This is a genomic window from Marinomonas maritima (assembly GCF_024435075.2).
In the GTDB taxonomy this organism is placed as follows: Bacteria; Pseudomonadota; Gammaproteobacteria; order Pseudomonadales; family Marinomonadaceae; genus Marinomonas; species Marinomonas maritima.
The window spans coordinates 697,501-722,127 of the sequence record NZ_JAMZEG020000002.1 but is presented as its reverse complement, the minus strand read 5'-3'; the positions used below and the strand labels follow the sequence as shown (position 1 = coordinate 722,127).

Annotated in this window: 20 protein-coding genes, 3 rRNA genes and 1 pseudogene; 13 read left to right on the top strand and 11 right to left on the bottom strand. The window is 42.6% G+C overall.

Features of this window, described 5'->3' with window-relative positions:
* Nucleotides 1-182 precede the first annotated feature (182 nt).
* From nadC to M3I01_RS09335, 12 genes are all read left to right on the top strand, one after another.
* Complete coding sequence (gene nadC, locus M3I01_RS09390; protein ID WP_255895578.1) at nt 183-1,031, top strand: carboxylating nicotinate-nucleotide diphosphorylase; 849 nt, start codon at nt 183-185, stop codon at nt 1,029-1,031.
* Nucleotides 1,032-1,034: 3 nt separating this feature from the next.
* Entirely contained in the window at nt 1,035-2,225 is a 1,191-nt protein-coding gene (locus M3I01_RS09385) for an acetate/propionate family kinase (RefSeq protein WP_275565046.1), read from the top strand.
* A gap of 45 nt (nt 2,226-2,270) precedes the next feature.
* A complete protein-coding gene (gene pta / locus M3I01_RS09380) occupies nt 2,271-4,370 on the top strand; it encodes a phosphate acetyltransferase (protein WP_255895574.1) in 2,100 nt (699 codons plus the stop codon).
* 100 nt (nt 4,371-4,470) lie between these two features.
* Nucleotides 4,471-4,845, top strand: a complete 375-nt coding sequence (locus M3I01_RS09375; protein WP_255895572.1) for a hypothetical protein — start codon at nt 4,471-4,473, stop codon at nt 4,843-4,845.
* Between the two features lie 75 nt (nt 4,846-4,920).
* Nucleotides 4,921-5,373: a pilin gene (locus M3I01_RS09370; RefSeq protein WP_255895569.1), complete on the top strand. Its 453-nt coding sequence runs from the start codon at nt 4,921-4,923 to the stop codon at nt 5,371-5,373.
* Nucleotides 5,370-6,320, top strand: coding sequence for a GspE/PulE family protein (locus M3I01_RS09365; RefSeq protein WP_255895568.1), 951 nt, complete (start codon nt 5,370-5,372; stop codon nt 6,318-6,320). Before M3I01_RS09370 ends, M3I01_RS09365 begins: the two co-directional genes overlap by 4 nt.
* Complete coding sequence (locus tag M3I01_RS09360) at nt 6,307-7,371, top strand: type II secretion system F family protein (protein WP_255895567.1); 1,065 nt, start codon at nt 6,307-6,309, stop codon at nt 7,369-7,371. Before M3I01_RS09365 ends, M3I01_RS09360 begins: the two co-directional genes overlap by 14 nt.
* Nucleotides 7,372-8,157, top strand: coding sequence for a prepilin peptidase (locus M3I01_RS09355; RefSeq protein WP_275565045.1), 786 nt, complete (start codon nt 7,372-7,374; stop codon nt 8,155-8,157).
* 3 nt (nt 8,158-8,160) lie between these two features.
* A complete protein-coding gene (coaE, locus tag M3I01_RS09350) occupies nt 8,161-8,772 on the top strand; it encodes a dephospho-CoA kinase (RefSeq protein WP_255895565.1) in 612 nt (203 codons plus the stop codon).
* Complete coding sequence (gene yacG, locus M3I01_RS09345; RefSeq protein WP_275565044.1) at nt 8,766-8,990, top strand: DNA gyrase inhibitor YacG; 225 nt, start codon at nt 8,766-8,768, stop codon at nt 8,988-8,990. Before coaE ends, yacG begins: the two co-directional genes overlap by 7 nt.
* A gap of 26 nt (nt 8,991-9,016) precedes the next feature.
* On the top strand, nt 9,017-10,228 hold the full coding sequence (locus M3I01_RS09340) for a tetratricopeptide repeat-containing response regulator (RefSeq protein WP_255895562.1): 1,212 nt from the start codon (nt 9,017-9,019) through the stop codon (nt 10,226-10,228).
* Between the two features lie 2 nt (nt 10,229-10,230).
* Nucleotides 10,231-10,920, top strand: a complete 690-nt coding sequence (locus tag M3I01_RS09335; protein ID WP_255895560.1) for a sensor histidine kinase — start codon at nt 10,231-10,233, stop codon at nt 10,918-10,920.
* Here M3I01_RS09335 and M3I01_RS09330 read toward each other — a convergent pair.
* The 8 genes from M3I01_RS09330 to M3I01_RS09295 all read right to left on the bottom strand — a co-directional run bounded on the left by M3I01_RS09330 (nt 10,914) and on the right by M3I01_RS09295 (nt 20,431).
* Nucleotides 10,914-11,540 (bottom strand): GntR family transcriptional regulator, encoded by a 627-nt coding sequence (locus tag M3I01_RS09330; RefSeq protein ID WP_255895559.1) that lies wholly within the window; start codon nt 11,538-11,540, stop codon nt 10,914-10,916. The two genes, M3I01_RS09335 and M3I01_RS09330, sit on opposite strands and share 7 nt — an antisense overlap.
* Nucleotides 11,541-11,552: 12 nt before the next feature.
* Nucleotides 11,553-12,698, bottom strand: coding sequence for a benzoate/H(+) symporter BenE family transporter (locus M3I01_RS09325; RefSeq protein ID WP_317133921.1), 1,146 nt, complete (start codon nt 12,696-12,698; stop codon nt 11,553-11,555).
* 111 nt (nt 12,699-12,809) lie between these two features.
* Nucleotides 12,810-13,523: a ZIP family metal transporter gene (locus M3I01_RS09320; protein ID WP_255895557.1), complete on the bottom strand. Its 714-nt coding sequence runs from the start codon at nt 13,521-13,523 to the stop codon at nt 12,810-12,812.
* Between the two features lie 135 nt (nt 13,524-13,658).
* Entirely contained in the window at nt 13,659-14,432 is a 774-nt protein-coding gene (gene ehuA, locus M3I01_RS09315; RefSeq protein WP_112138481.1) for an ectoine/hydroxyectoine ABC transporter ATP-binding protein EhuA, read from the bottom strand.
* Nucleotides 14,429-15,106: an ectoine/hydroxyectoine ABC transporter permease subunit EhuD gene (gene ehuD, locus M3I01_RS09310; protein ID WP_255895556.1), complete on the bottom strand. Its 678-nt coding sequence runs from the start codon at nt 15,104-15,106 to the stop codon at nt 14,429-14,431. The genes ehuA and ehuD overlap by 4 nt, the downstream gene beginning before the upstream one ends.
* Nucleotides 15,103-15,765 carry an ectoine/hydroxyectoine ABC transporter permease subunit EhuC gene (gene ehuC, locus M3I01_RS09305; protein WP_255895555.1) on the bottom strand — a complete coding sequence of 221 codons (663 nt, stop codon included), beginning with the start codon at nt 15,763-15,765 and terminating at the stop codon, nt 15,103-15,105. The genes ehuD and ehuC overlap by 4 nt, the downstream gene beginning before the upstream one ends.
* Nucleotides 15,766-15,783: 18 nt before the next feature.
* Entirely contained in the window at nt 15,784-16,632 is an 849-nt protein-coding gene (gene ehuB, locus M3I01_RS09300) for an ectoine/hydroxyectoine ABC transporter substrate-binding protein EhuB (RefSeq protein WP_255895553.1), read from the bottom strand.
* A gap of 766 nt (nt 16,633-17,398) precedes the next feature.
* On the bottom strand, nt 17,399-20,431 hold the full coding sequence (locus M3I01_RS09295) for an aminotransferase class III-fold pyridoxal phosphate-dependent enzyme (RefSeq protein ID WP_255895548.1): 3,033 nt from the start codon (nt 20,429-20,431) through the stop codon (nt 17,399-17,401).
* Nucleotides 20,432-20,828: 397 nt separating this feature from the next.
* On the opposite strand from M3I01_RS09295, the pseudogene M3I01_RS09290 reads away from it, so the two are divergent.
* Nucleotides 20,829-21,058: pseudogene (locus tag M3I01_RS09290) on the top strand (IS3 family transposase); the annotation flags it as partial.
* A gap of 106 nt (nt 21,059-21,164) precedes the next feature.
* Here M3I01_RS09290 and rrf (M3I01_RS09285) read toward each other — a convergent pair.
* From rrf (M3I01_RS09285) to M3I01_RS09275, 3 genes are all read right to left on the bottom strand, one after another.
* Nucleotides 21,165-21,279: ribosomal RNA gene (gene rrf / locus M3I01_RS09285) — 5S ribosomal RNA — on the bottom strand.
* Between the two features lie 85 nt (nt 21,280-21,364).
* A 5S ribosomal RNA gene (gene rrf, locus M3I01_RS09280) occupies nt 21,365-21,479 on the bottom strand.
* 217 nt (nt 21,480-21,696) lie between these two features.
* Nucleotides 21,697-24,593, bottom strand: a 23S ribosomal RNA gene (locus M3I01_RS09275).
* Nucleotides 24,594-24,627: the final 34 nt, after the last annotated feature.

The following is a 24,627-nucleotide window of genomic DNA, read 5'->3' as shown; positions in this document are numbered from 1 at the left end:
AGCTTTGTAAACCATAACATCAAGATTATTGTGCAGTACAAACCGAGGTTGTAGAAAAATAAAAAACGATATATCCCATAGAAAGCCTAAGCAAATCAAGGAATATAGAAAAAACAACACTGACGCAACATTAATATAGCGCTACAATACCTATTTTATTATGTGGCAGATTAGGATAGTACATGACTCTTATGAGCGCTCTATTAAGCGAGCACATTCAATCGCAAGTTGCTTTTTCATTGAAAGAAGATATAGGTTCAGGTGATATTACTGCCCAGCTCATTCCTGATGACCAAGAAATCACCGCTACTATTATAAGTCGCGAGCACACTGTTTTATGCGGTCAAGCATGGGTGAATGAAGTGTTTTCTCAGCTAGGAGGGAACGTTTCCCTTGAGTGGAAAAACAATGAAGGCGACCTACTGGAACCTAATCACGTTTTCTTAACGCTTAAAGGTCACGCCAGAAGCATTTTAACAGGTGAAAGAACCGCATTAAACTTCTTACAAACTTTGTCTTACACTGCCAACATCACTCGCCAATATTCGCAGATCGTAAAAAATACGAAACTCACTATTTTAGACACTCGTAAAACATTACCCGGCATGCGACAAGCTCAAAAATATGCGGTGACGATAGGCGGTGGAAAAAATCATCGTATGGGCTTATACGACGCATTTTTAATAAAAGAAAACCATATTATGGCCGCTGGCTCCATCGCCAATGCTGTTAGCATGGCGAAAACAATCGCCCCAGGCAAAACAATAGAAGTTGAAACAGAGAATCTCGAAGAAGTCGCTATGGCGGTTTACGCTGGTGCCGACATTATTATGCTGGATAATTTTTCATATGAAGACATGACCACTGCTGTCTCTCGATTTCAAGGCCAAGTAAAGTTTGAAGCGTCTGGAAATATGACCAAAGAGCAACTTTTGAAAGTAGCTGACACGGGTGTTGACTTTGTTTCTATTGGTGCTTTAACAAAACACGTTCAAGCAATCGATCTTTCTTTGCGCGTATCTCAGGAATAAAGTATGAAAGATAGTATTTTAGTCATTAATTGCGGAAGCTCTTCTTTAAAGTTTGCCATCTTAGCCAACGCAGGCCAGACAACACTGGTTGAAGGTATTGCCGACAGGTTGGGCTCCAGCGAAAGCAGTATTACCTTCAAATACCAAGAAAAAAAAAGTATCGTCATGCTTGACGAAGGCAACCATAAAAACGCTGTTACTCAAGTTAAGCTATGGTTAAGTGCTCACTCTGATATTGAACACTCATTGATAGGAATCGGTCATCGAGTGGTTCATGGCGGTGAAGCATTCACTAAGTCTGTATTGATCAATCAAGAAGTCATAAACGGCATAACAGATTGTTCTAAATTCGCTCCACTACACAATCCAGCGCATGCTAAAGGCATAGAAGTGGCTTTTGAGCTTTTTCCAGGACTTCCTCAAGTGGCCGTTTTCGATACAGCATTTCATCAAACACTCGCGCCAGAGCAATTCCTGTACCCTATTCCAATGAGCTTTTATCGAGAACACCATTTTCGAAAATATGGTTTCCATGGCACCAGCTATCGTTATATCAGCCAGCGATTGGCGCAAATTTCGTTGGGCAGCGATCAACAAGGTGTACTCGTCGCCCACTTAGGTAATGGCGCTAGCACTTGCGCAATCAATCATGGTCAATCATCTGATACAAGTATGGGTATCACTCCATTAGAAGGGTTAATGATGGGGACCCGCTCAGGCAGCCTAGACCCAAGTCTCATTTCTTTTATCAGTCATGCTGAAAACATTTCAGCGGATGAGGCTCTGGATATTCTTAGCAAGAAAAGCGGTTTACTTGGTGTATCAGAAATATCCAATGATTGCAGAACACTTGAAGAAGCAATGGCGTCAGGTGACCAAAGAGCAAAGCTGGCTTTAGATATGTTTGCAGCACGTACGGCGAAACATTTGGTGAGTGTAGCGACAACTTTAGAGAGCATTGATCATTTAGTCTTTACGGGTGGTATCGGAGAAAATTCGAGCTATTTGCGTCAGGTGATTTGTAGTCACCTGAAAGCACTAAATATCAATATAGACTCGACACTTAATGAAAGTGCCCCTCGTGGCGCAGAATATGACATCACAGCAAACAATAGCAATACAACTGTTTGGGTCATTCCAACAAACGAAGAGTTAATGATTGCATTGGATACTATTAGCTTAATTCAGCATTAATCATGACCGTGCTCCCATAATGGACTAACTTAGGATTCATCAGATATGTCAATTAATGTACTTATGACTGTCCCTACCGGCCCTGGCGTTGGCTTAACGTCTGTTTCAGTAGGTCTTGTTCGAGCACTCGAGCAACAAGGACTAAAAGCCAGCTTCTTTAAACCTATCGCTCAACCTCAGCCAGGCGATAAGGGGCCCGATAAATCGACCGCTATGGTCGCTCAAGGGTCAACATTATCACCTGCCGAGCCGATTCCGTTACATGATGCAGAACGCTACCTTTATAATGATAATATTGATGAGCTCATGGAAGAGATTGTTGGTCGTTTCCAAGCAAGTGTGGAGCCGGACTCAACGGTTATTGTAGAAGGTCTTGCCCAAATAGCAGGACACCCCTATGCAACTAGACTTAATAAAGCCATTGCTAGAACCCTAGACGCTGGACTTGTATTGGTGACAGCGCCTAATAACATGCGTGTAAATGAATTAGAGCACCATGTTGAAATTGCCGCAGGCTCTTATGGCGGAATTAAAGCAAATGATGTGATTGGCTGTATCCTGAATAAAACAACACCAGGGTCGTTAGGAGTAAAATCTTACGGTGATCTATTTGCACAAAGAGGCATTTTTAAGCGCAACTTTAGTTTACTTGGTCAAATACCAGCGGCAGTTGAGTTAACCTACCCTCGAGTCAAAGACGTAGCAGATTTTCTTAATGCCCGTATTATCAACGCTGGAGAAATCGATTCTCGCCGTGTGCAATCTTATACTTTGTGTGCTCGCGGTGTTGAAAACATGCTTGAAGCCTTACGTCCAGGCGTATTAGTTTTCACACCGGGTGATCGTACCGATGTCATCATGGCTACGGCCATTGCCGCATTAAATGACATTAAGATCGCGGCATTAGTTCTCACTGGTGGTTACCAACCAAGTGAAGCGCTCATGTCGCTTTGCGGGAAAGCCATGGCAAAAGGCTTGCCCATTTTATCGGTTGAATCCAACAGTTGGGAAACCGTTATCAATATGCAGTCTTTTAATCAAGAGATTCCATTAGACGATAAAGAGCGGATTTTGATGGTGAAAGAGCACATTGCACGCTGCATTGATCATGACTGGATCAATTCATTTGCCATGAACCAAGAAGAACGCAAGTTCTCACCACCAGCCTTTAGATTTCGCCTTATTGAGTTGGCGCGCTCTCTTAATAAGCGAATTATCCTACCAGAAGGCGAAGATGTCAGAACCATTCAAGCGGCTTCTATCTGTGCTGAGCGAGGCATTGCTCGCTGCACTTTATTAGGCAATGAAACAGAAATTCTTCGAATTGCACAAAACAACGGTATTGAGTTAAACCATGGTGTTGAAATACTTAACCCAATTAGTATTCGCGACCGTTATGTTGCCCCCATGGTTGAGCTTAGAAAAAGCCGAGGTCTAACGGACATTGTCGCCCGAGAACAGCTTGAAGATAACGTTGTTTTAGGTACCATGATGTTACAAGTCGGCGATGTTGATGGCTTAGTATCTGGCGCCATTCATACCACAGCCAACACCATTCGACCTGCGCTTCAACTGATCAAAACATCGCCTGGCGCAAGCTTAGTGTCATCGGTTTTCTTTATGTGCTTACCAGACCAAGTCTTGGTTTACGGGGATTGCGCCATCAACCCAGACCCAACAGCAGAGCAGCTTGCAGAAATCGCCATTCAAAGTGCAGATTCTGCAGCGGCGTTCGGTATCACCCCTAAAGTCGCTATGATTAGTTACAGCACGGGCGGGTCAGGAACAGGCAATGATGTCGATAAAGTTAGAGAGGCGACGGCGATAGCACAAAAGCTCCGTCCTGATCTTTTGATTGATGGCCCCTTGCAATACGATGCGGCTATTATGGAAAAAGTTGCAAAACAAAAAGCGCCAAACAGTAAGGTAGCAGGTAAAGCCACCGTCTTTATTTTCCCCGATTTGAATACCGGCAATACCACTTACAAGGCCGTGCAACGAAGCGCCGATGTTGTAAGCATAGGACCGATGCTGCAAGGTATTCGCAAACCAGTTAATGATTTGTCTCGCGGCGCCTTGGTCGATGATATCGTCTACACCATTGCGATTACGGCAATCCAAGCCGGAAAACTTAAGAACCTATAAACATTGCAGTCCAATACAGGTGCATCATTTTTCACCTGTATTGGACATATTCCCAAATGCCTATTATCATTTACTGATCATTGTTTGATTGGTGATTGTAATGTCTGGCAGCCTCCCGCACACAATAGCGCTTTCAAATCATACTTCAACAAGTACGACCACGCCTGGCTATACCACTTTTGATTTACGCTCAGACGAAGATACTAGCTTAGCGGCTCTGAATACGCGCAATGCAAAAGCATCAAGCGACCTTATCGTCACCATATCGGAACAAGGACAGGCACTTTCACAAAGAAAACAAAAAAAAATTGAAGAAGAAACAATAAATAAAAAAAATGATTTGTGGCATGATATAGAAGAAGAGTTTATAGAAGATGACCTTGAACCTCTCATCGACGGTATAAATAAAGAAACAAAAACCACCAGCTATAAAGAAAAGACGCCGACCGGAGATGTGCTCGACCAAATTGTTTGATTCTTATAGACTTTTTCATTAAATGTAATTTTATTGGCAGGATGCTGATAACTAAAAACCTTCAAGGAGTGAAGAATGTTACGTTCCCGCCTAACTATGCGTGGTTTTACGCTATTAGAGCTCATGGTTGTGATAGCGATTATCTCAATACTCGCTAGCCTGTCAGCCCCTACCTTTACCCGCCAAATTGCCAAAGCAAAATTAATAGAAGCACAAAACCTCGCGACTCAGCATCAATCTATGGTTGAGGAATTTATTCTTTTGCACGGATCCTTTCCAACCAAGTCAGAGTTTAACCTCATAAAACACCCCTTATCCAAAGGTTCAATCGTTAAGTCTTTGTCTGTTAATAGCCAAAATAACAGCTCAGGAGTCCTGACTATCAGCCTTAATAGCAGCACGGGAGTGAGTGAAAACCAGTATCTAAAATACACACGAAATGCAAATAGGAATTGGGATTGCAACTCTGATTTAGACTCAAACATCCTTCCGATGCAATGCCAAAGCTTAGCAGGGGAAGATAAATGACATTAGAAGAAATACTCTCCAATGCTGTTAGCAGCCATGCGACCGATGTGCATATTGAACACTCAAGCCTTGGGGTAACAATCTATCAACGCAACTTCGGGTTACTCCGCAAAATCGCTAATTTATCCCAAAGCAGTAATCTCATAAACCGCATCAAAATGCGTTCAAATTTAGACTTATCAGAAACAAGGAGAACACAAGAAGGTCAGTTTTTATTTGAGGAGCGAAATCGACAGACTTTTATTAGAGTAAGTATTGTTGCAACGGTCAAAGGTGAAAAAATTGCCATGCGATTATTACCTGAAAAAAACCGCTTAGGGCTTAATGATATAGGCATCAAGCCATCATTACTGACGACATTGAACTCGGCACTAAAGGGTGCCAGCGGCTTAATTTTAGTCTGCGGAGCCACGGGGGCAGGCAAAAGCACCACACTTTATTCGTGCCTTGACTCTTTAAATAATGGCAAAAGAACCATTTTTACTATTGAAGACCCAGTTGAGTATGAGATTCAGGGGTTATTCCAATGTGAACCAAATCACGCTATTGGATTAGATTCTGCCACTCTATTGAAATCTTTTTTAAGACAAGATCCGGATATCATTATGGTCGGTGAAATACGAGATGCGATCACCGCAAACCTTGCCGTTAATGCGGCCCTCACTGGACACCTTGTACTCGCCACTCTGCATACAAACTCAGCACTCGATGCGATGCATCGTTGCCATGGCTGGCAAGTAGACTTTTTCTCCCTAGTGAGCTCTTTGAAACTCATTATTCACCAATCAATGCTTTATAAAATCGCTTCACAGCAGCCAGTGTTTAATGGCTTACAGCCCCTATGGAAAGACGCTCTACCCAAAAACTACGAAACGCTTATTTCTACTCCCGCCCTATGGCAAACCTTTATCCATAAAGATAGCGAGGCTCAAATTGCCTTGGTATAAAATCAAACATCAAAATGACAAAATCGATTACAGGCATGGGATATCCGAAAGCAAGGTACTTTTTGATTATATAAAAGATGGTCACTGGCAAGTTTCTATTACCCACTGGAATCCAAAAAAACTGGATTACAAAGCATTGCAGACTTTTTACGAAGAAATACAGAGTGCTCTGCATTCTGGCCTGCAACTGAATCAAGCCATCACTCATTTTTCTTTATCATCAACACACCCTACTATCGCGATGACAAGCAAGGCAATATTGAGTGAGTTAGAGCGCGGTGTTCTCTTCAATGAAGCTTTAAATCATCTGACAAAATCAGCCGCCTCTCCCTATTGCCATTTACTCAACTCTCACGGCACAAGAGAAGACTGTGAACAAAGCCTTTCTGTTTCTATTGAACAGCTAAAAACATTACTAGATTGGTCAAAACGATTATTAAGAGCCATTATTTACCCGTTTTGCATCATTCAAATCGCGTTAATTATTATGATCGTGAACCGTATATTTCGGTCAACATCTATGGGTAACTATGTTTTTGAATTCATTAGCGACATGTCTATTTATATAGTATGTAGCGCTATTCAACTCGTAATCATCCATAGCCTTCATAAAGGTCATGCTTGTTATTGGCTAGAGAAATACAGTGCAACTTTTCGCCTAACCAAGCTTTTCTCTCTATTAAGTACAACGCAAAAAACAGGGCTCACTTTGCAACAGGCACTAAAAAGAATGCCGGAGTACTTCCAATACGCGCCAATGAAACAAGAAATTTATACGGTGTATTACACACTCCGCCTTGGAAATAATTATGCAGCTAGTTTTCCAAAGTCGTGGTTTCCTAATAAATCGGCCATCGCCCTTCATTCTGCGGAGCAAGATGGCAACATTGAAAGAGCACTCATTCTTGCCAAAAAAGAACACGAGAAACGCTGGCAAAAAAACATTTCTTTGCTTGAGAAGCTCATTCCCGCAGTGTGTCTATTTATCGCCGGTGGGTTTGTTACTTCTGCTCTGATTGCTTTATATGCACCGCTGCTTGAGACGCCTTAAATGGATACATTCATATTAGAATGTTTTTTTTACGCATTGACAGTCTTAAGTATTGGTAGTTATTCCGCGGCTTTTATCTCCCGGTGGCCAATGAAGTACGCTTACTTATGGGAAAAAGAAGCGCATGACTATCTTTCACTGCCTTTTAACAAACTTCCTCCAGTCCGACTAAGTAACACTCGATCTCACTGCTCACATTGTGGACAGATACTTGGGTGGCAAGATTTGATTCCTCTACTGAGTTATTTATTACTCAAGGGAAAATGCCGCTACTGTCAAAAAAAGATCCCTTCTCATTATCCTACGATCGAGCTTCTACACCTTGTTTTCTGTCTTCCTCTGTTATGGCTGTATGAAGACGTCTATCAGCTCATGCTGCAGACTGTATTAGTAAGTGCTTTAATAACAGCAGCATGCATTGATGCAGTACATAAACTAATACCCGATGAATGCAGCACAATAATATTGGTATGTGGTTTATTACTCCACTTACTTTCAAGCACACTGGAAAACAGTGTATTGGGAATGTTAATAGGCTATAGCCTTATCTTCTCATTGCGATGGTTTTATTTAACATTTAGAGAACAGGAAGGCATAGGACTAGGCGATGTAAAGCTCATCGCGGCACTTGGCGCTTGGCTTGGATTTTCAAGCTTAGCGCCCCTGTTACTTTGTGCAAGTTTAACCGGAATCCTATACACTCTGTTATTTAATAAAGATGGATCTAAACACATGGCATTTGGCCCATTTTTAATTCTTTCTGGCATGCTGATGTTTTATTTATAACCTATGACTGATACTACTCCACCGATCATTGGCCTTGCTGGTGGCATTGGCTCGGGCAAGAGCACAATTACAAAGTGCTTCAATAAATTAGGCATTCAAAGTGTCGACGCTGATGATGTCGCAAGACTCGTTGTTCAGCCAGAATCGGCTTGCTTAAGTAAAATTCATCAGCGCCATGGTGATCACATATTATTAAATGACGGCAACCTGAACCGAAGCGCCTTACGCACTATAATCTTCAATCAGCCAGAAGAGAGAGTATGGCTAGAAGCATTAACACATCCCGCCATTCGTGATGAAATAAAAGTACAACTCAATGCCACCTCCTCAACATATACATTACTTGTTCATCCCCTACTATTTGAGACAAAACAAGACGCTATATGTAAGTTAGTGGTCGCGATTGATGTTCCTGCACATATACAGATTCAACGTGTCATGAGCAGAGACAAGATAAGCCAAGAAAGCGCTGAAAAAATCATGAGAACACAATTAAGCAACAGTGAACGCATTGAGAGGGCTGATCTAGTCTTGGAAAACGCTGGTAATATTGTTGAAATGAATGCTAAAGTCTTCAAATTGCACCAAAATATTTTAGAGTTGTTATCATGTTAAATAGTAATACCGCAACCTTAGTTGCCTGCCCAACGTGCCAAAAAAAAACACCTTGGTCTAAAGAAAATCCAGACCGTCCATTTTGTAGTGCAAGATGTAAGTTGATTGACTTGGGAGCATGGGCGAGTGAATCTTATTCTATTCCTCAGCAAACCTCAGAAGAGGACGAAATTTTTTCGGAAGATCTCGTGATTGATCCAAATAAATCCTTTTTATAATTGCTAGACGTGGAATGTAATTATTTATGGCACAACAAGACTTCTCTAAGAAAAAAGCGTTACTCATAGAAGATATGGCAGAAGCCAGAATCATGCAGAGAAAAATGCTAACCGATTTTGGTTTTACCTCAATTGATATTGCCATGAAAGCAGAAACGGCTATTGAGCTTCTGAGAAATCGAACTTTTGATGTCATTCTATCTGATTACAACCTAGGTAACGGCAAAGATGGACAACAACTTTTAGAAGAAGTGAGACATTCTAAACTCATACCAAACACAGCCACTTATTTAATGGTCACCGCCGAAACATCAATTGAAATGGTCATGGGCGCCATCGAATATCAGCCTGATGGCTACATTACGAAACCTTTCTCTCAAGCTGTTTTGCAAAGGCGTCTCAGTAAATTATTAGAAACAAAAGAAAAATTGTATGACGTGAATGTTGCGCTTGATTCAAATAATTACGAAGAAGCGATTGCTGCCGCAAAACGGGTAATAAAAAAACACCCTGCACTAATTGGTAAATGTGAAAGAGTCATAGGCGAAAGCCTGCTAGAGATAAAAGAATACAAAAAAGCGCTGTCTTTATTCAACAACACATTAAAAAGTCGAAAAATGCCTTGGGCATTATTCGGCAAAGCTAAATCCTATTTTTTCATGGGCGAATTGGAAAAAGCGGAGCAGAACTTTCGGCAACTAATGTTTGATAACCGGTTCTTTGTCAGTGCCTATGATTGGCTTGCAAAAATTCAAGTTGTTCAGGGGAAGCCTGAGGAAGCTCAAGCGACTCTAGTTGAAGCAATAGGCAGATCACCCAAAAACATTCTTCGCCAAATGGAGCTGGGGAAAATCAGTTTATCACTAAATGATCCAACAACCGCTGAAATGGCGTATCGAAGAGCCGTCTTTTTAGCTAAATATTCTTGCTATAACACGGCTGAAGTTTATCTGAAACATTTAGAATCCCTCGCTAGAATAGCGGACAGTGGCCCATTACTGCCACGACAAAAAGACAACTTCGAAAGCACTCTTAAGAAAGTCCATGAGTCATTTTTTGATGACATGGAGAGTAAAGCAAAAACATACAGTTATGAAATAGACGTTTATTTAGCAGAAAAAGACACATCAACCTCCAAGCAAATATTCGAAGCTTGGCTTAGCGAAGCAACCTCAGGCGGCGCTACGCCGCCAACAAAAAAACAAAGCTCTGCCTATAACAAAGCTTTTGGAGGCTAGAGATGAAAAAAATGAATATTAGTACCATTCTTGCTAGTGCAATACATGAAAGTAAAAACCAAGTAGGTACCCTGCTTTACCAACTACAAGGCCTGAAAGACACAACAGACAGCCATGACCCAAACCAAAGTAAAATCATATTGATAGAAGAGTCGCTTAAAAAATTAAATGACGAATGGGTCGAATACCTCTACCTCTACAGACTTGCGTCAAATGGTTACGACCTCCATGTTGACACTTTTTCAATCGATGAGTTTTTAGATGATCAAGTATTCGCCTTACAACCGTCCGCCAATGCAAAAAACCTAGCCCTAGACTACCACTGCGATGCTAGTCTAACAGGCATATTTGATGAACGACTGATGACAGCGGTCGTTAGTACTGCGGTATATAATGCTTTTCGTTTTGCAAAATCAAAAATCATTCTAAGTGCAAAACAGGAAAGAAATTTTCTAATAATCTCTATAGAAGACGATGGTGAAGGCTTTGTGCATATAGAAGAGCAACCAGAAAATATCTTTGAGGTTAACACTGGCTTAGGATTGTATTTTGCTGAATTATCAGCCTCAGCGCACGTTGTTGATGATGTATGCGGCTTTATAAAAAAGGAATCTTCTTTGTCACTTGGTGGTGCAAGCCTTACCGTCTACCTACCTCAAGCATCAGAAAAGCTCTTCGTTGAATACTATTGAGATGAAATTTTCTTCAGATATTCTGATAACAACTTTCCTGCTTGCTCAATGTGCAGCCTCAAATGATTGAGCGCAGCCGGCTTATTTTTTGACTCAATAAGGAGAAGCAAAGCGATGTGCTGATCCTGACTTATTGATCGATAGCCCAAAGGTCCATACTGAAAGCCGAGATAGCGAACAGCCTGTTTATTTAACCCCTCCACTACTCTTTGAAGTGTCGGTCTATTGGCCACTTGATACAACGCATTATGAAACTGCCAATTAAGCTCCCCTCGATCCACTAATGTTAAATTTTCATGGTCTAAATCTACAAGAAAGCCTCTCGCTTCTTTAACATTCACTTCTTGAATATTATCAAACGCCATTTCAAACAAAAGACACTCAAGCTCAGCCCGCATTAAGCAAAGATCCTCTGCCTCTTTCCAATTAAGAGCGGGTATCATCACACCCGCTTTACCGTGAGGGGCAAGCCAACCTTCAGCTCTTAATGACAGAAGTGCATCTCTAATCGGTATTCGGCTCACACCATAAAGCGCTGACAGTTCCGCTTGACGAAGAGGTACACCTCTTGGAAGTTCACCATTAACAATATGTTCTTTAATTTTCTGGGTAATGTCCACTAAGCAACACCTTTACTTAAGCTTAATATTGGATATTAGAAGACATATAACACCAAATAAAATTCCCCAAAAAGCCGACGCGATACCACCAAATGAAACTCCCGAGACGGTAACTAAAAAAGTGACCAATGCTGCTTCTCGATTAGAGTCATCCGCCATGGCATTTTTTAAATTCATCCCGATAGTTCCCAATAAAGCAATACCAGCTAATGCAGCAATCATAGTGGCTGGAAAAATGGAGAATAATGCCACGACAGACGTACCAGCCAAGCCCGCTAACAAATAGAATACACCGGCTGATAGTCCTGCAATATAACGTCGTTTAGGGTCTTTATGACATTCATCACCAGAACAAATTGCCGCTGTGATCGCGGCTAAATTGAAAGCAAAACCGCCCAAAGGTGCTAAAAAAATTGACATGAATCCAGTCCAGCTAATGAGAGGAGAAACCGGTGTTTGATAGCCACTACTGCGCATTACTGCAACACCAGGGATATTTTGAGACGTCATGGTCACAATATAAAGAGGTACACCAATTCCAATCAGTGCACTAATATTCCATTCAGGCCAAACCCAAACAAGAGAACCAAGCTCAACAGGAATATTAGACAGAAGCTGACCATCAGATTTTTCAAGTACAAATGCAACACCAGCCATCAATACAAACAGCACCGCATAACGTGGAATAAGCCGCTTGCTCACCAAATAAGTGACCAACATAATACCGACAAGAAAAACATCACTCATCATAGCGTCAAAAATAGAAAGGCCGAATTTAAAAAGCACTCCAGCTAACATGGCACAAGCAAGCGGTAAGGGAACCAAACGCATGACTTTATCAAACAAACCTGACACACCTGTTAACAGAGTTAATAAGCCCGCAAAGACAAATACGCCAATCGCTTCAGCATAACTAATGGTCCCCAAACTTGTTGCTAGCAATGCAGCTCCGGGTGTCGACCAAGCGGTAATGACAGGCGATCTGTACCATAAAGAAAGGAAGAAACAGGTTACACCCATACCAAAACCAAGCGCCATAATCCAAGACACGATTGTATTAGAGTCAGCACCAGCAGCTTGCGCCGCCTGAAAGACAATCGCGACTGAACTTGCGAAACCAATGAGCACCGCCACAAAGCCTGCGACCAGTGCACTCAAACTGAAATCCTTTAATATTTTGAGCACAACCCTACGACCTATATCGCTTAAAATGAGTACTCACTATATTTCAAAAAAAGTATTTTTGTATACATTTTTATCTATATTTTATTATTGCACTAACATATAACCCACCAAACCAAGCGCGAACCCCATTACCGCACCCATTGGTGGCGCCCAGTGCTTCTCCAAAGTAACCTGAGGAGCAATGTCTTGAAACACAGCATATAAAATTCCACCCGAGGCAAATAACATGATTCCCGATACCACCGCAGGCCATTCAGCAAGCCAAACATGTGCGACAACACCCGCTATTGGTCCACACAATGCCAGCAACACGAAACAAAGAATGATAGTAGATGGACGATAATGTGAGGATGCTTTTAGTTCTCGAAAAGAATTAAAGCCCTCAGGAAGGTTTTGCATTGCAATAAGCGTCGCAAGCAGCACACCATTAATAGTGCCTAATGCAAATGCCGCACCCAACGCCAGAGATTCGGGAATAAAATCAGCCAACATAGCCACCAACTGACTCATAGAGGTTTGACCTTTGGATAGCTGAATATCCAACCACATGAAAGTCGTACCACCCAATAAAAACAATAAAGCAGCAGACCAAGGAACAAAATGCTGAACACCTTCGGGTACAAGAACTAATGCAATAGCGGACAGCAAAGCCCCGCCACCAAATGCAGTAACGCCGTGCATTAATTCAGTTTCTAACCATTCAGGCCTAATACGCTCAAAATGGGCAATCAATGCGCCCAATGGCATTGCCAAGCCGGCAAACAAGGTTAAAAAGATCACACTATATAAGGGTGTCATTTAATCAATACTCCATAAGATATTCAGCCATTATCCGTGCAGAGTACGTCACTTGTCACGACCAAAAAATAAGGCGCCTGCTTAGGAGCCTTATCAATAGATACTAAAAAATACGTTTTGGATTGCTATTGAAAACTATTGTCCAATATAAGCATTCAGAAAAGCCTTGGTTCGCTCTTCTTTTGGTTGTGTAAAAATAGCTTCTGGCTCGCCTTCTTCTACTATCGCACCTTTATCAAAGAAGCACACTCGATCACTGATTTCACGAGCAAAATACATTTCATGGGTTACCAACAACATAGTAAAGCTTTCTTCTTTCACCAGATTACGAATAACATCCAACACTTCATCTACTAATTCAGGGTCTAAAGCTGAGGTAATTTCATCCAGTAATAAAATAGAGGGCTTCATCGCAAGTGCACGGGCAATGCCCACTCGTTGTTTTTGACCACCAGATAAATCATTTGGATAACTGTCGGCTTTATCAGCCAGGCCCACCAACTGCAGTAATTTTTCTGCAAATTTCTCGGCTTCTGCCCGCGAAACACCTTTTACTCGCATTGGTGCTTCTGTGATGTTGCGCTTCACTGTCATGTGAGGAAACAAATTAAAGTGCTGGAACACCATACCAAGGTGATTACGCATTTTATGCAAATGCTTGTTATTGGCTGGCACATACTGACCTTGCCAAGGCATGTGCCAAAGCGACTCACCTGCTACGTTTATGTAACCGCCATCGATGCCTTCTAATGTCATCAAAATTCGCAGCAAGGTACTTTTACCCGAACCACTTGGTCCGATGATTGATACAATCTCGTTTTCTTCCACTTTGAAGTTAAAATCACTGAAAATGACCGTTTCACCAAAGCATTTTTTAACATTTTTGAATTCAATAATTGGCGCACTCATTTCAAACTAAATCCTTCTTTTGGAAAGCGTCTTTCAACCTGATGAATACCGTAGGCTGCTAAAAGACTAAACACGAGATACAAAATCCCAACCAAGGTAAACGGCTCTAGATAACGGAAGTTTTCGGAACCAATAATCTTTGCCATCTGCAACATTTCCAACAATGTAATGGCAGAAAGCTGAGGGGTTTCTTTAAACATGGCAATGATGTAATTCCCTGTCGCCGGTATCATCGGACGAATAGCTTGAGGAAGCACAATATCTTTGTAAGTATCAAAAATGGTTAAATTTAATGCTCTAGCGGCTTCCCATTGGCCTTTTTCAATGCCATCAATACCACTACGAAAGACTTCCGATAAATACGCACCATAGTGAAGACCCAAAGCAAATACGCCAGTCGCAAGTGGCGACATACTGATCCCAAATTCTGGCATCACATAATAGAGAAAGAAAATCTGCACAAGCAAAGGTGTACTACGAATAAATTCAACAACCCAATAAGTCGAGATACGCAATATTCGGCTATTATTACGACGCAACAAGGCAAATACCAACCCCATCACAATCGCAAAAATACTACCCAGCAATGTCGCCAATAAGGTTACTTTTGCCGCTGACAAAATCATGGGAAGCACTTCCCATGTAAACGCCCAGTCCCAATGAAATCCATTCATGAATGTAGCCCTCCACGACCTAAACCTTTACTAAGGTGTGTTTCTAAACGTCTAATAAAGAAGACTAGGAATTGAGCCATAACAAAATAAAATAACAACACGACACCGAAGATCTCGCCAACCTGTAAAGTTGTATCGGCTAACATTTTGGCTTTAAAGGTCAAATCTCCAATCGTAATCAGAGAAACTAACGAGGTCGCTTTTACTAATTCAATAGCCAAATTACCAAAAGGCGGAATCATATTAACCAAAGCCTGCGGCATGATGATGCGCCACAATCGTTGTGAAGCAGTGAAGTTTAATGCAATCGACGCTTCATACTGCCCTTTTGGCACAGATTGAATAGCACCACGAACAACTTCTGTACCGTACGCACCAATATTCAGACCTAAGGCAACAACAGCCGCTGTCATGGCATCAATGGTTATACCAAAAAATGGCAAAACAAAATAAATCCAATACAACTGAATTAGCGCCGATGTACCACGAAAAAACTCAATATAAGCAATGGCAATTTGTTTGAAGGGTGCTGGAGCATAAAGGCGAATCAATCCGAAGCTGAATGCCATTAACACGGCGAGAGGCAACGCCATAGCCACAATTTCTATTGTGACAATGGCCCCCTGGAGTAATACGGAGACAATTTCTCCAAATTCCATGAGTCTAATTCCCCAGTGTTATTGACACAATTTTTTGGCGGTCATTTCACCAGGAGAAGTATGCTTACCAAAACCGTAAGGCTCTACCATTGCAATGTGCTCTTTCGTATCGATGAAACCTTTCAATTCTGTATTAAAGGCATCACGTAAAGCCGTATCTGCTGGACGGAAACCGAAGCCACCATAGCCTTTAACTGATTTGCCCTTAATCATAAGAGGTGTAAAAGGCTGAGCCAATTCAACACGATCGTCTTTCTGAGCCAACGATGCCATCGTCAAACTAGTACCAGCTAGAGCATCAATACGACCTGATTTAAGGGCTGCAACACCAGATGGATAATCTGGAAGAGTGACAATTTTGCTTAAATCAATGCCAAAATCACGAGCATAACCGTACTCAACAGAGCCTGACATCACACCTAACTTCACAGATTTAGCATCAATGTTATCGTAACCCTTTAGCTCTTTAGGATTGCCATTTTGAACCAAAAAGCCCTCACCTATGCTGTATGTTGGGTTTGAGAATAAAATTTGCTTACAACGTTTTGGTGTAATGTACATACCAGCAGCAATCACATCAAACCGTCCAGCACGCAAACCAGGAATCAAAGAACCAAATTCTGTAACTACAACTTTTACATTATCTACACCCAAATCGTTCAAAACTTGGACGGCAATGCTAGGTGCTTCACCAGCAGGTTCACCATCAGGCGTCGTGTAGCCGTAAGGTACTTCATTAGCAACACCGATCGTCACAGTGCCTTCACCTTTTATCTTATCTAATGTATTCGCAGACGCCGTTACAGAAAAAAGCGCAACTGAAAAAGTAATTAGAGATATAACGTATCTCTTTAGTGTTCCTTTCATGATAAACCTCATATTTGTTATAAAAGTGGCTAAATAAGTAGAAAAATGTTAGTTCACACTAAATAAAAAGGCAATATTTATCAAGACATATTTAGATGTGTAATTATAATTCTCCCGCTAATGTGATTTCAAACAAAAAATTATGGTAGAGATATCAAAAATAGGACAAGGAGTACGGGAGGCTTAGCGCTTATCTGAACAAAAGTTCCAGACAACCGTTGGTATCTTTTTTATCGTTTAAATGTCAATTTAATACTCACCCAAGCGTTCTATCCTTGCCATCCTTGTTGGATATTCACTTCCCCTGACGAGTTTTTCCTTTTGAACCTCAACCACCTTGTAAAAGGTATTAATAAACCATTTCATTATACTTTCCTCTGTTTCATTTGATGAAACATAGATAGACACTTTGGTATGGACCCAGTTTGGTTGTATATAGGCAGGAATACAGTATCAGTAAATCACCGTGTTTTAACCTTCACGGCCTAATTGGGTTATGTAATTTTGCACTCACTTCTACGTCGATTTAGCTGTGTCTTGGATTACCTCTTATCATGCGAGAACAGGCTTAGAGCGGCACCAAAATAGTTTTTTTCGTTGCTGGTGCCTTATATTGGGGAAGCCCACTATTTAAACAGTAGATACTAATCCCCCTTAGCATCTACTGTTTAAAGAAATGAATTAAGCCATGTCAGATATTCGTAAACAGATTTTAATAAACGATTGTCAAAAAGATAGCCACCTATCACCTACTTTCTAAAAGCCCCTAATCTTTCATATTTATCAAACTCTGGGCTTCTGCTAGCACCTTATCCATAACATTTAGAATCATCAGCACATCTTGGCGTTCAATGCACATTGGTGGACGAATTTTAAGAATATTATCTGCTGGCCCTTCTGTTCCCATTAAAATTCGATTCTCACGCATGCGGTTTTTAACGTAATCAGCGATATCTGTGCCTGGTGTGCGGCTCTCTTTGTCTGTTACTAAATCCAACCCGATAAATAAGCCTTGACCACGTACATCACCGACAATGTCATACTTGTCATGTAAGCTATGCAAACCATCAAGAAGTAAATTACCCATTTGCAGAGCGTTGTCCATTAAGTTTTCGTCATCAACGATGTCCAGTACTTCCTTACCGATCCTGCAGGATAGATTAGAGCCGCCAAAGGTAGAAAAATATTCAGGTCCTTGGGCAAAACTATCAGCAATAGCTCGACTAGTGACGAGTACGCCGATTGGATGACCATTGCCAATAGGCTTACCTAATACCACAATATCAGGCACAACCTGCTGTTGTTCAAAAGCAAAATAATATTCACCTAAACGCCCTAAGGCAGTCTGCACTTCATCAGCAATACATACACCGCCTACTGCTCGAACACGTGCATAAACACTTTTTAGATAACCTTGTGGAGGAATAATTTGACCGCCAACACTTGGGAAGGTTTCAGCAATAAAACCAGCAAGCTTGCCATGTCTTTGTTTAATATTCGCCAGTGCATTATCCACTTGTGCAGCGTACTTTTCAGCACATTGAGGATCATCGCGACGGTAACGCCCTCGATAGTCATCGGCGACATCTATTAATTGCACCCAGTCTGCTTGGCCTACACCGCCTTTGGCATTGAATTTATAAGCAGATATATCAATTGCCCCTGTTGTATTGCCATGGTAACCATGATCTGGGGTAATCATATCTTTACCGCCAGTGTGAGCACGCGCCAAACGCAACGCTAATTCGTTTGCCTCAGTGCCAGAATTGACAAAGAAGCAGACATCTAAGCTCTTGGGCATACGACTTAACACTTTATCGGCAAAAGCAATTTGTGCGGGGTGCAAGTAGCGGGTGTTCGAGTTCATTCGCAGTAGCTGATCCGCAGCGACTTGCTGAATACGCGGATGTGCATGCCCGACATGAGGTACATTGTTGTAACTGTCTAGGTAAGGACGCCCCCATTCATCAAACAAATGATGCTTCCAGCCACGCATAAACATAACAGGATCTGAATAGGTTAATTTCAAATTGTCGCCAAATTTTGCTTTACGTTGATTAAGTATTTCTGCCTTTTGAGTAGGCACAAAACAGGTTTTTTTATCGCTGAGATTTAATAATGAGGCAGGATTAGGGAAAATCGCGTTCCACAGTACCAACTCATCTGGATCAGCAGCCCCAGGCCAGTCGTGACCGATTCCCTCTAAACTCAATGCCAACTGAAAATGTAGATGAGGATTCCATCCTCCGTTGACATCAACATCACCCAATTTTGCAAACGCAGTTCCACTGCTGAGTAATTGTCCAGGAACCAAATGATTAATAGAAGTAGGGTCTAAATGCCCGTATAGCGTATAAAAACAATCGCCGTCGTCACTTAAGTGACTGAGAATCACCATACCACCATAATCTAGATAAACGTCACTACTTTCACTGCAAACAACTTTAGAGTCCAATGGCGTATATACCAAAGTCGTAGCGGGTGCAAAAACATCCACACCTAAATGGACAGTACGTCGATTACTCGCTTTATAAGGCCCTTTGCGAAACGCGTCCTCCGTGTAAATTAAACGCGGTTCATTGTAGTATCCTAGCCATATACTTTCCTCTTGAGCGTCACCGTAGCCGTAATCACAACCGATAGTGCTAGCCTCTTGTGAAGTAATGGCAAAAGGATTACTCGGAGTGGTACAAGCTTCTACAGAAAGCGAATGCATGGGAGCATCTGTTAGATTTTGTCCCAACACTTGAGCAAAGCACCCTTTCTTTCTCTTCAACCAAGCAGTAACTCGTGGTGCACTGTCAGTAATAGGAAAACCACAGACAACGCGTAGGCGAGTGGAAAGCATTTTTTCGTCAAGGCGATGATTTTCTAAAAATGTCCAAGCAGGAGCCTGACTGATTACGACATAAGGATCATCTGGGGTTTCTTTTGCCATTAACATGGAGTTAACAACACTGACCGCAAGGCGCATACGGAGTAAAGGCCATAGCATTTCTATTTCTTCTGTCGTCAGAGGATACCGACTATGGTAACCGCTCACTAGCGCTTCAAGTGCTTTTACTGGTTCTGCACAATCCAATACCAAATATGCTGAGCTAATCGCTAAATCACAAATTCTAGGACCTGAACACATATCACCCAAGTCAATAATACCGCTGACTCTCTGTGATTGAGTCAGCGAACCTTGAATAAGAATGTTGTAATCATTCACATCATTGTGAATAGCACCTTGCGGCAACTTCAGAAGAGAAGAATGAATGGAGTAATAGCCGTCGATAATCTGTTGAATAATGACATTGCGTGAGGCAGGTACAATAGTGTCAATATGGCCAGCTATCCACTGAGCTTGACAAAGGTTCCATTTAAAGTCGCGCACCAACGCTGGGTGAGTAAAGCCTTGTAAAGCTCTATCCATTTCTCCCACAGTCGCGCCTAGTTCATAACGAAGGGCATTATTTTTAGCACCGAAGCATGCATAAGTGACTCCTTCTATTTTCTCAAGTAACCAAACTATACGGTTTTCGCCATTTTCGTCTTTAACGCGTGTATATAATTCACCTTCTAGTGTCTTAATAATATCAGGGATAGGTAAATCTTGGGCATGTTGACGCAAATGGTTGAAGGCACGGCACTGAAGATCAATAAAACTCTCTTCACAACTTGGACGCATAACTTTTAATACATAATTTCGCTGACCCGTTGCGAGTAAGTTAAGATCGTATTCTCCATCAAGTGAACTTAATTGCGCATCTACGCCCCAAACTCGCTTTAACACATTACGCCAAAACACAGGCATCTTTACTACTCCGCTTATCTACTATTTTTTTGATCGCACAGCCACCGTGCCATGTTTAAAAAATGTAGTTATTTATAAATATCCGTATATCACCAGATAACTGCTATAAAAATTACGACAATTCAGCATAAGTTTTTAATAATTGTCTAAATATTATAAAGGGAGTTTTTCAAGAAGAGTAATAGCCATTTCTGAGTTGAGGTATCAAAAAAAGCTATAGCTGGGCTCCCTTGACAAGAGTTGGAAGCTCAAATTAAGTATCTAGATCGGAAACAACTCAAAGGAGCGAACAGAAGGTTATCGGAGCCTGACACCCGTTTTAAAGAAAGCTTGGTCGTCGATGGATATTATTAACAAAACCCAATCAAGAGCCCTTAAAATGCACCTCAGCCCGAAGATGAATGAGCTTTATCAGGTGGCGTTTCGTAAGAAACTTTACGATAGTTTAGAGGTTCTGCAAAAAGATCTGGACGAATGGATAGCCTATTACAATAATGACCGAACTCATCAGAGAAAAGTGTGTTATGGAAGGGCACCACTGATACATTACTTGATGGAAAAGCGGTCTGGGCTGAAAAGAACTTAACCCCGATCTATACTGACAGACATCAGTTCAAAATGAGCTAACTGTCAGATTAGGTCTGAGCTAGTACAAATTAAAGTAGTGATTTGATTTATTTTAAACATAAAAAAACCCGATAGAGTGATCTATCGGGTTTTTTTATAAATTAAATCTTGATAACGACCTACTCTCACATGGGATCTCCCACACTACCATTGGCGATGGCGCTTTTCACTTCTGAGTTCGGGATGGGATCAGGTGGTTCAACGCCTCTATGATCATCAAGAAAACTGATTTGCTTTATTAGAAATCGTCTAATAAAACTAAATACTCAATTGCCTGATAATTCTATCAGGATTCTCTTAATTTAAGCTTGACGACGACCTACTCTCACATGGGATCTCCCACACTACCATCGGCGATGGCGCTTTTCACTTCTGAGTTCGGGATGGGATCAGGTGGTTCAACGCCTCTATGATCGTCAAGCAATTCTGCTGCGTTCGTTCCGGTGGTGTCTTTAGATGATAATGTCTATCCTCTGTTTCTTCCCACCAAAACACGCGAAGACATGCTTGGATCTTTAACAATTCTTTTTTGAAATAACAATAATCAAGGTTAAACCGATGTTCATCATTGCTGATGTGTATCGTAATCTGTGTCTGTGTTTTTAAAGTATTATTCTTTAAAACCACTTTGGTGTTATATGGTCAAGCCTCACGAGCAATTAGTATTGGTTAGCTCAATGCCTCACAGCACTTACACACCCAACCTATCAACGTCCTAGTCTCGAACGGCTCTTTAGGGGACTTATGTCCCAGTGAGATCTTATCTTGAGGGAGGCTTCCCGCTTAGATGCTTTCAGCGGTTATCCCGTCCGAACGTAGCTACCCGGCAATGCCACTGGCGTGACAACCGGAACACCAGAGGTTCGTCCACTCCGGTCCTCTCGTACTAGGAGCAGCTCCTCTCAAATCTCAAACGTCCACGGCAGATAGGGACCGAACTGTCTCACGACGTTCTAAACCCAGCTCGCGTACCACTTTAAATGGCGAACAGCCATACCCTTGGGACCGGCTTCAGCCCCAGGATGTGATGAGCCGACATCGAGGTGCCAAACACCGCCGTCGATGTGAACTCTTGGGCGGTATCAGCCTGTTATCCCCGGAGTACCTTTTATCCGTTGAGCGATGGCCCTTCCATACAGAACCACCGGATCACTAAGACCTACTTTCGTACCTGCTCGACGTGTCTGTCTCGCAGTTAAGCGTGCTTTTGCCTTTACACTCTACGCATGATTTCCGACCATGCTGAGCACACCTTCGTGCTCCTCCGTTACTCTTTGGGAGGAGACCGCCCCAGTCAAACTACCCACCACACAGTGTCCTCGATCCAGATAATGGACCTGAGTTAGAACCTCAAACATACCAGGGTGGTATTTCAAGATTGGCTCCAATAGAACTAGCGTCCTATCTTCAAAGCCTCCCACCTATCCTACACAAATAGGTTCAAAGTTCACTGTGAAGCTATAGTAAAGGTTCACGGGGTCTTTCCGTCTAGCCGCGGATACACAGCATCTTCACTGCGATTTCAATTTCACTGAGTCTCGGGTGGAGACAGTGTGGCCATCGTTACGCCATTCGTGCAGGTCGGAACTTACCCGACAAGGAATTTCGCTACCTTAGGACCGTTATAGTTACGGCCGCCGTTTACTTGGGCTTCGATCAAGAGCTTCGCTTGCGCTAACCCCATCAATTAACCTTCAAGCACCGGGCAGGCGTCACACCCTATACGTCCACTTTCGTGTTTGCAGAGTGCTGTGTTTTTAATAAACAGTCGCAGCCACCTGGTATCTTCGACCGACTAGTGCTTACGGAGCAAGTCCTTCACACCGGCCGGCGTACCTTCTCCCGAAGTTACGGTACCATTTTGCCTAGTTCCTTCACCCGAGTTCTCTCAAGCGCCTTGGTATTCTCTACCTGACCACCTGTGTCGGTTTGGGGTACGGTCAATGTATATCTGAAGCTTAGAAGTTTTCCTGGAAGCATGGCATCAACCACTTCGCCCAAAAGAGGGCTCGTCATCAGTTCTCGATCTTCCCACTAAAGGGAGGTGCCCGGATTTGCCTAAGCACCTAACCTACCGCCTTAAACACAGACAACCATCGCTGTGCTGGCCTAGCCTTCTCCGTCTCTCCATCGCAATATACATCGGTACAGGAATATTAACCTGTTTTCCATCGACTACGCATTTCTGCCTCGCCTTAGGGGCCGACTCACCCTGCCCTGATTAACATGGGACAGGAAACCTTGGTCTTCCGGCGGGGGAGTTTTTCACTCCCCTTATCGTTACTCATGTCAACATTCGCACTTCTGATACCTCCAGCCTGCCTTACAGCTTGACCTTCAACGGCTTACAGAACGCTCCTCTACCATGCCTAATAAATTAAGCATCCGTAGCTTCGGTGTACAGTTTGAGCCCCGTTATATCTTCCGCGCAGGCCGACTCGACTAGTGAGCTATTACGCTTTCTTTAAAGGATGGCTGCTTCTAAGCCAACCTCCTAGCTGTCTAAGCCTTCCCACATCGTTTCCCACTTAACTGTAACTTTGGGACCTTAGCTGACGGTCTGGGTTGTTTCCCTTTCCACGACGGACGTTAGCACCCGCCGTGTGTCTCCCGTAATTGCACTCATTGGTATTCGGAGTTTGCATGGGGTTGGTAAGTCGGGATGACCCCCTAGCCCAAACAGTGCTCTACCCCCAATGGTGAGATACGAGGCGCTACCTAAATAGCTTTCGAGGAGAACCAGCTATCTCCGAGCTTGATTAGCCTTTCACTCCTATCCACAAGTCATCCCCAGCCTTTTCAACGGATGTGGGTTCGGTCCTCCAGTTGATGTTACTCAACCTTCAACCTGCTCATGGATAGATCGCCCGGTTTCGGGTCTATTCCCAGCAACTAAACGCCCTATTAAGACTCGGTTTCCCTACGGCTCCACTACATGCTTAACCTTGCTACTGAAAATAAGTCGTTGACCCATTATACAAAAGGTACGCAGTCACGGAACTAAGTCCGCTCCCACTGCTTGTACGTACACGGTTTCAGGATCTATTTCACTCCCCTCACAGGGGTTCTTTTCGCCTTTCCCTCACGGTACTGGTTCACTATCGGTCAGTCAGGAGTATTTAGCCTTGGAGGATGGTCCCCCCATATTCAGACAGGATATCACGTGTCCCGTCCTACTCGTTTTCACTATAATGGCATTTTCGTATACGGGGCTATCACCCTCTACGGCGGCTCTTTCCAGAGCCTTCTACTAACACCAAAATAACTTAAGGGCTAATCCCCTTTCGCTCGCCGCTACTTAGGGAATCTCGGTTGATTTCTTTTCCTAAGGGTACTTAGATGTTTCAGTTCCCCTCGTTCGCCTCGTATAGCTATGTATTCACCATACGATACCCGCAAGCGGGTGGGTTTCCCCATTCGGACATGTTCGGATCAAAGTCTGTTTATCGACTCCCCGAACCTTTTCGCAGATTACCACGTCCTTCATCGCCTCTGACTGCCAAGGCATCCACCGTGCACGCTTGGTCACTTGACCATATAACCCAAAGTAGTTTCATGCCGAAGCACTT

What these genes read in the sequence shown, in the direction of transcription:
- coaE (WP_255895565.1), top strand. Translation starts at nt 8,161, where the DNA reads ATGACTGATACTACTCCACCGATCATTGGCCTTGCTGGTGGCATTGGC.
- ehuD (WP_255895556.1), bottom strand. Translation starts at nt 15,106, where the DNA reads ATGAATGGATTTCATTGGGACTGGGCGTTTACATGGGAAGTGCTTCCC.
- M3I01_RS09295 (WP_255895548.1), bottom strand. Translation starts at nt 20,431, where the DNA reads ATGCCTGTGTTTTGGCGTAATGTGTTAAAGCGAGTTTGGGGCGTAGAT.
- ehuB (WP_255895553.1), bottom strand. Translation starts at nt 16,632, where the DNA reads ATGAAAGGAACACTAAAGAGATACGTTATATCTCTAATTACTTTTTCA.
- M3I01_RS09370 (WP_255895569.1), top strand. Translation starts at nt 4,921, where the DNA reads ATGTTACGTTCCCGCCTAACTATGCGTGGTTTTACGCTATTAGAGCTC.
- M3I01_RS09375 (WP_255895572.1), top strand. Translation starts at nt 4,471, where the DNA reads ATGTCTGGCAGCCTCCCGCACACAATAGCGCTTTCAAATCATACTTCA.
- ehuC (WP_255895555.1), bottom strand. Translation starts at nt 15,765, where the DNA reads ATGGAATTTGGAGAAATTGTCTCCGTATTACTCCAGGGGGCCATTGTC.
- M3I01_RS09365 (WP_255895568.1), top strand. Translation starts at nt 5,370, where the DNA reads ATGACATTAGAAGAAATACTCTCCAATGCTGTTAGCAGCCATGCGACC.
- ehuA (WP_112138481.1), bottom strand. Translation starts at nt 14,432, where the DNA reads ATGAGTGCGCCAATTATTGAATTCAAAAATGTTAAAAAATGCTTTGGT.
- yacG (WP_275565044.1), top strand. Translation starts at nt 8,766, where the DNA reads ATGTTAAATAGTAATACCGCAACCTTAGTTGCCTGCCCAACGTGCCAA.
- M3I01_RS09385 (WP_275565046.1), top strand. Translation starts at nt 1,035, where the DNA reads ATGAAAGATAGTATTTTAGTCATTAATTGCGGAAGCTCTTCTTTAAAG.
- nadC (WP_255895578.1), top strand. Translation starts at nt 183, where the DNA reads ATGACTCTTATGAGCGCTCTATTAAGCGAGCACATTCAATCGCAAGTT.
- M3I01_RS09320 (WP_255895557.1), bottom strand. Translation starts at nt 13,523, where the DNA reads ATGACACCCTTATATAGTGTGATCTTTTTAACCTTGTTTGCCGGCTTG.
- M3I01_RS09335 (WP_255895560.1), top strand. Translation starts at nt 10,231, where the DNA reads ATGAAAAAAATGAATATTAGTACCATTCTTGCTAGTGCAATACATGAA.
- pta (WP_255895574.1), top strand. Translation starts at nt 2,271, where the DNA reads ATGTCAATTAATGTACTTATGACTGTCCCTACCGGCCCTGGCGTTGGC.
- M3I01_RS09355 (WP_275565045.1), top strand. Translation starts at nt 7,372, where the DNA reads ATGGATACATTCATATTAGAATGTTTTTTTTACGCATTGACAGTCTTA.
- M3I01_RS09340 (WP_255895562.1), top strand. Translation starts at nt 9,017, where the DNA reads ATGGCACAACAAGACTTCTCTAAGAAAAAAGCGTTACTCATAGAAGAT.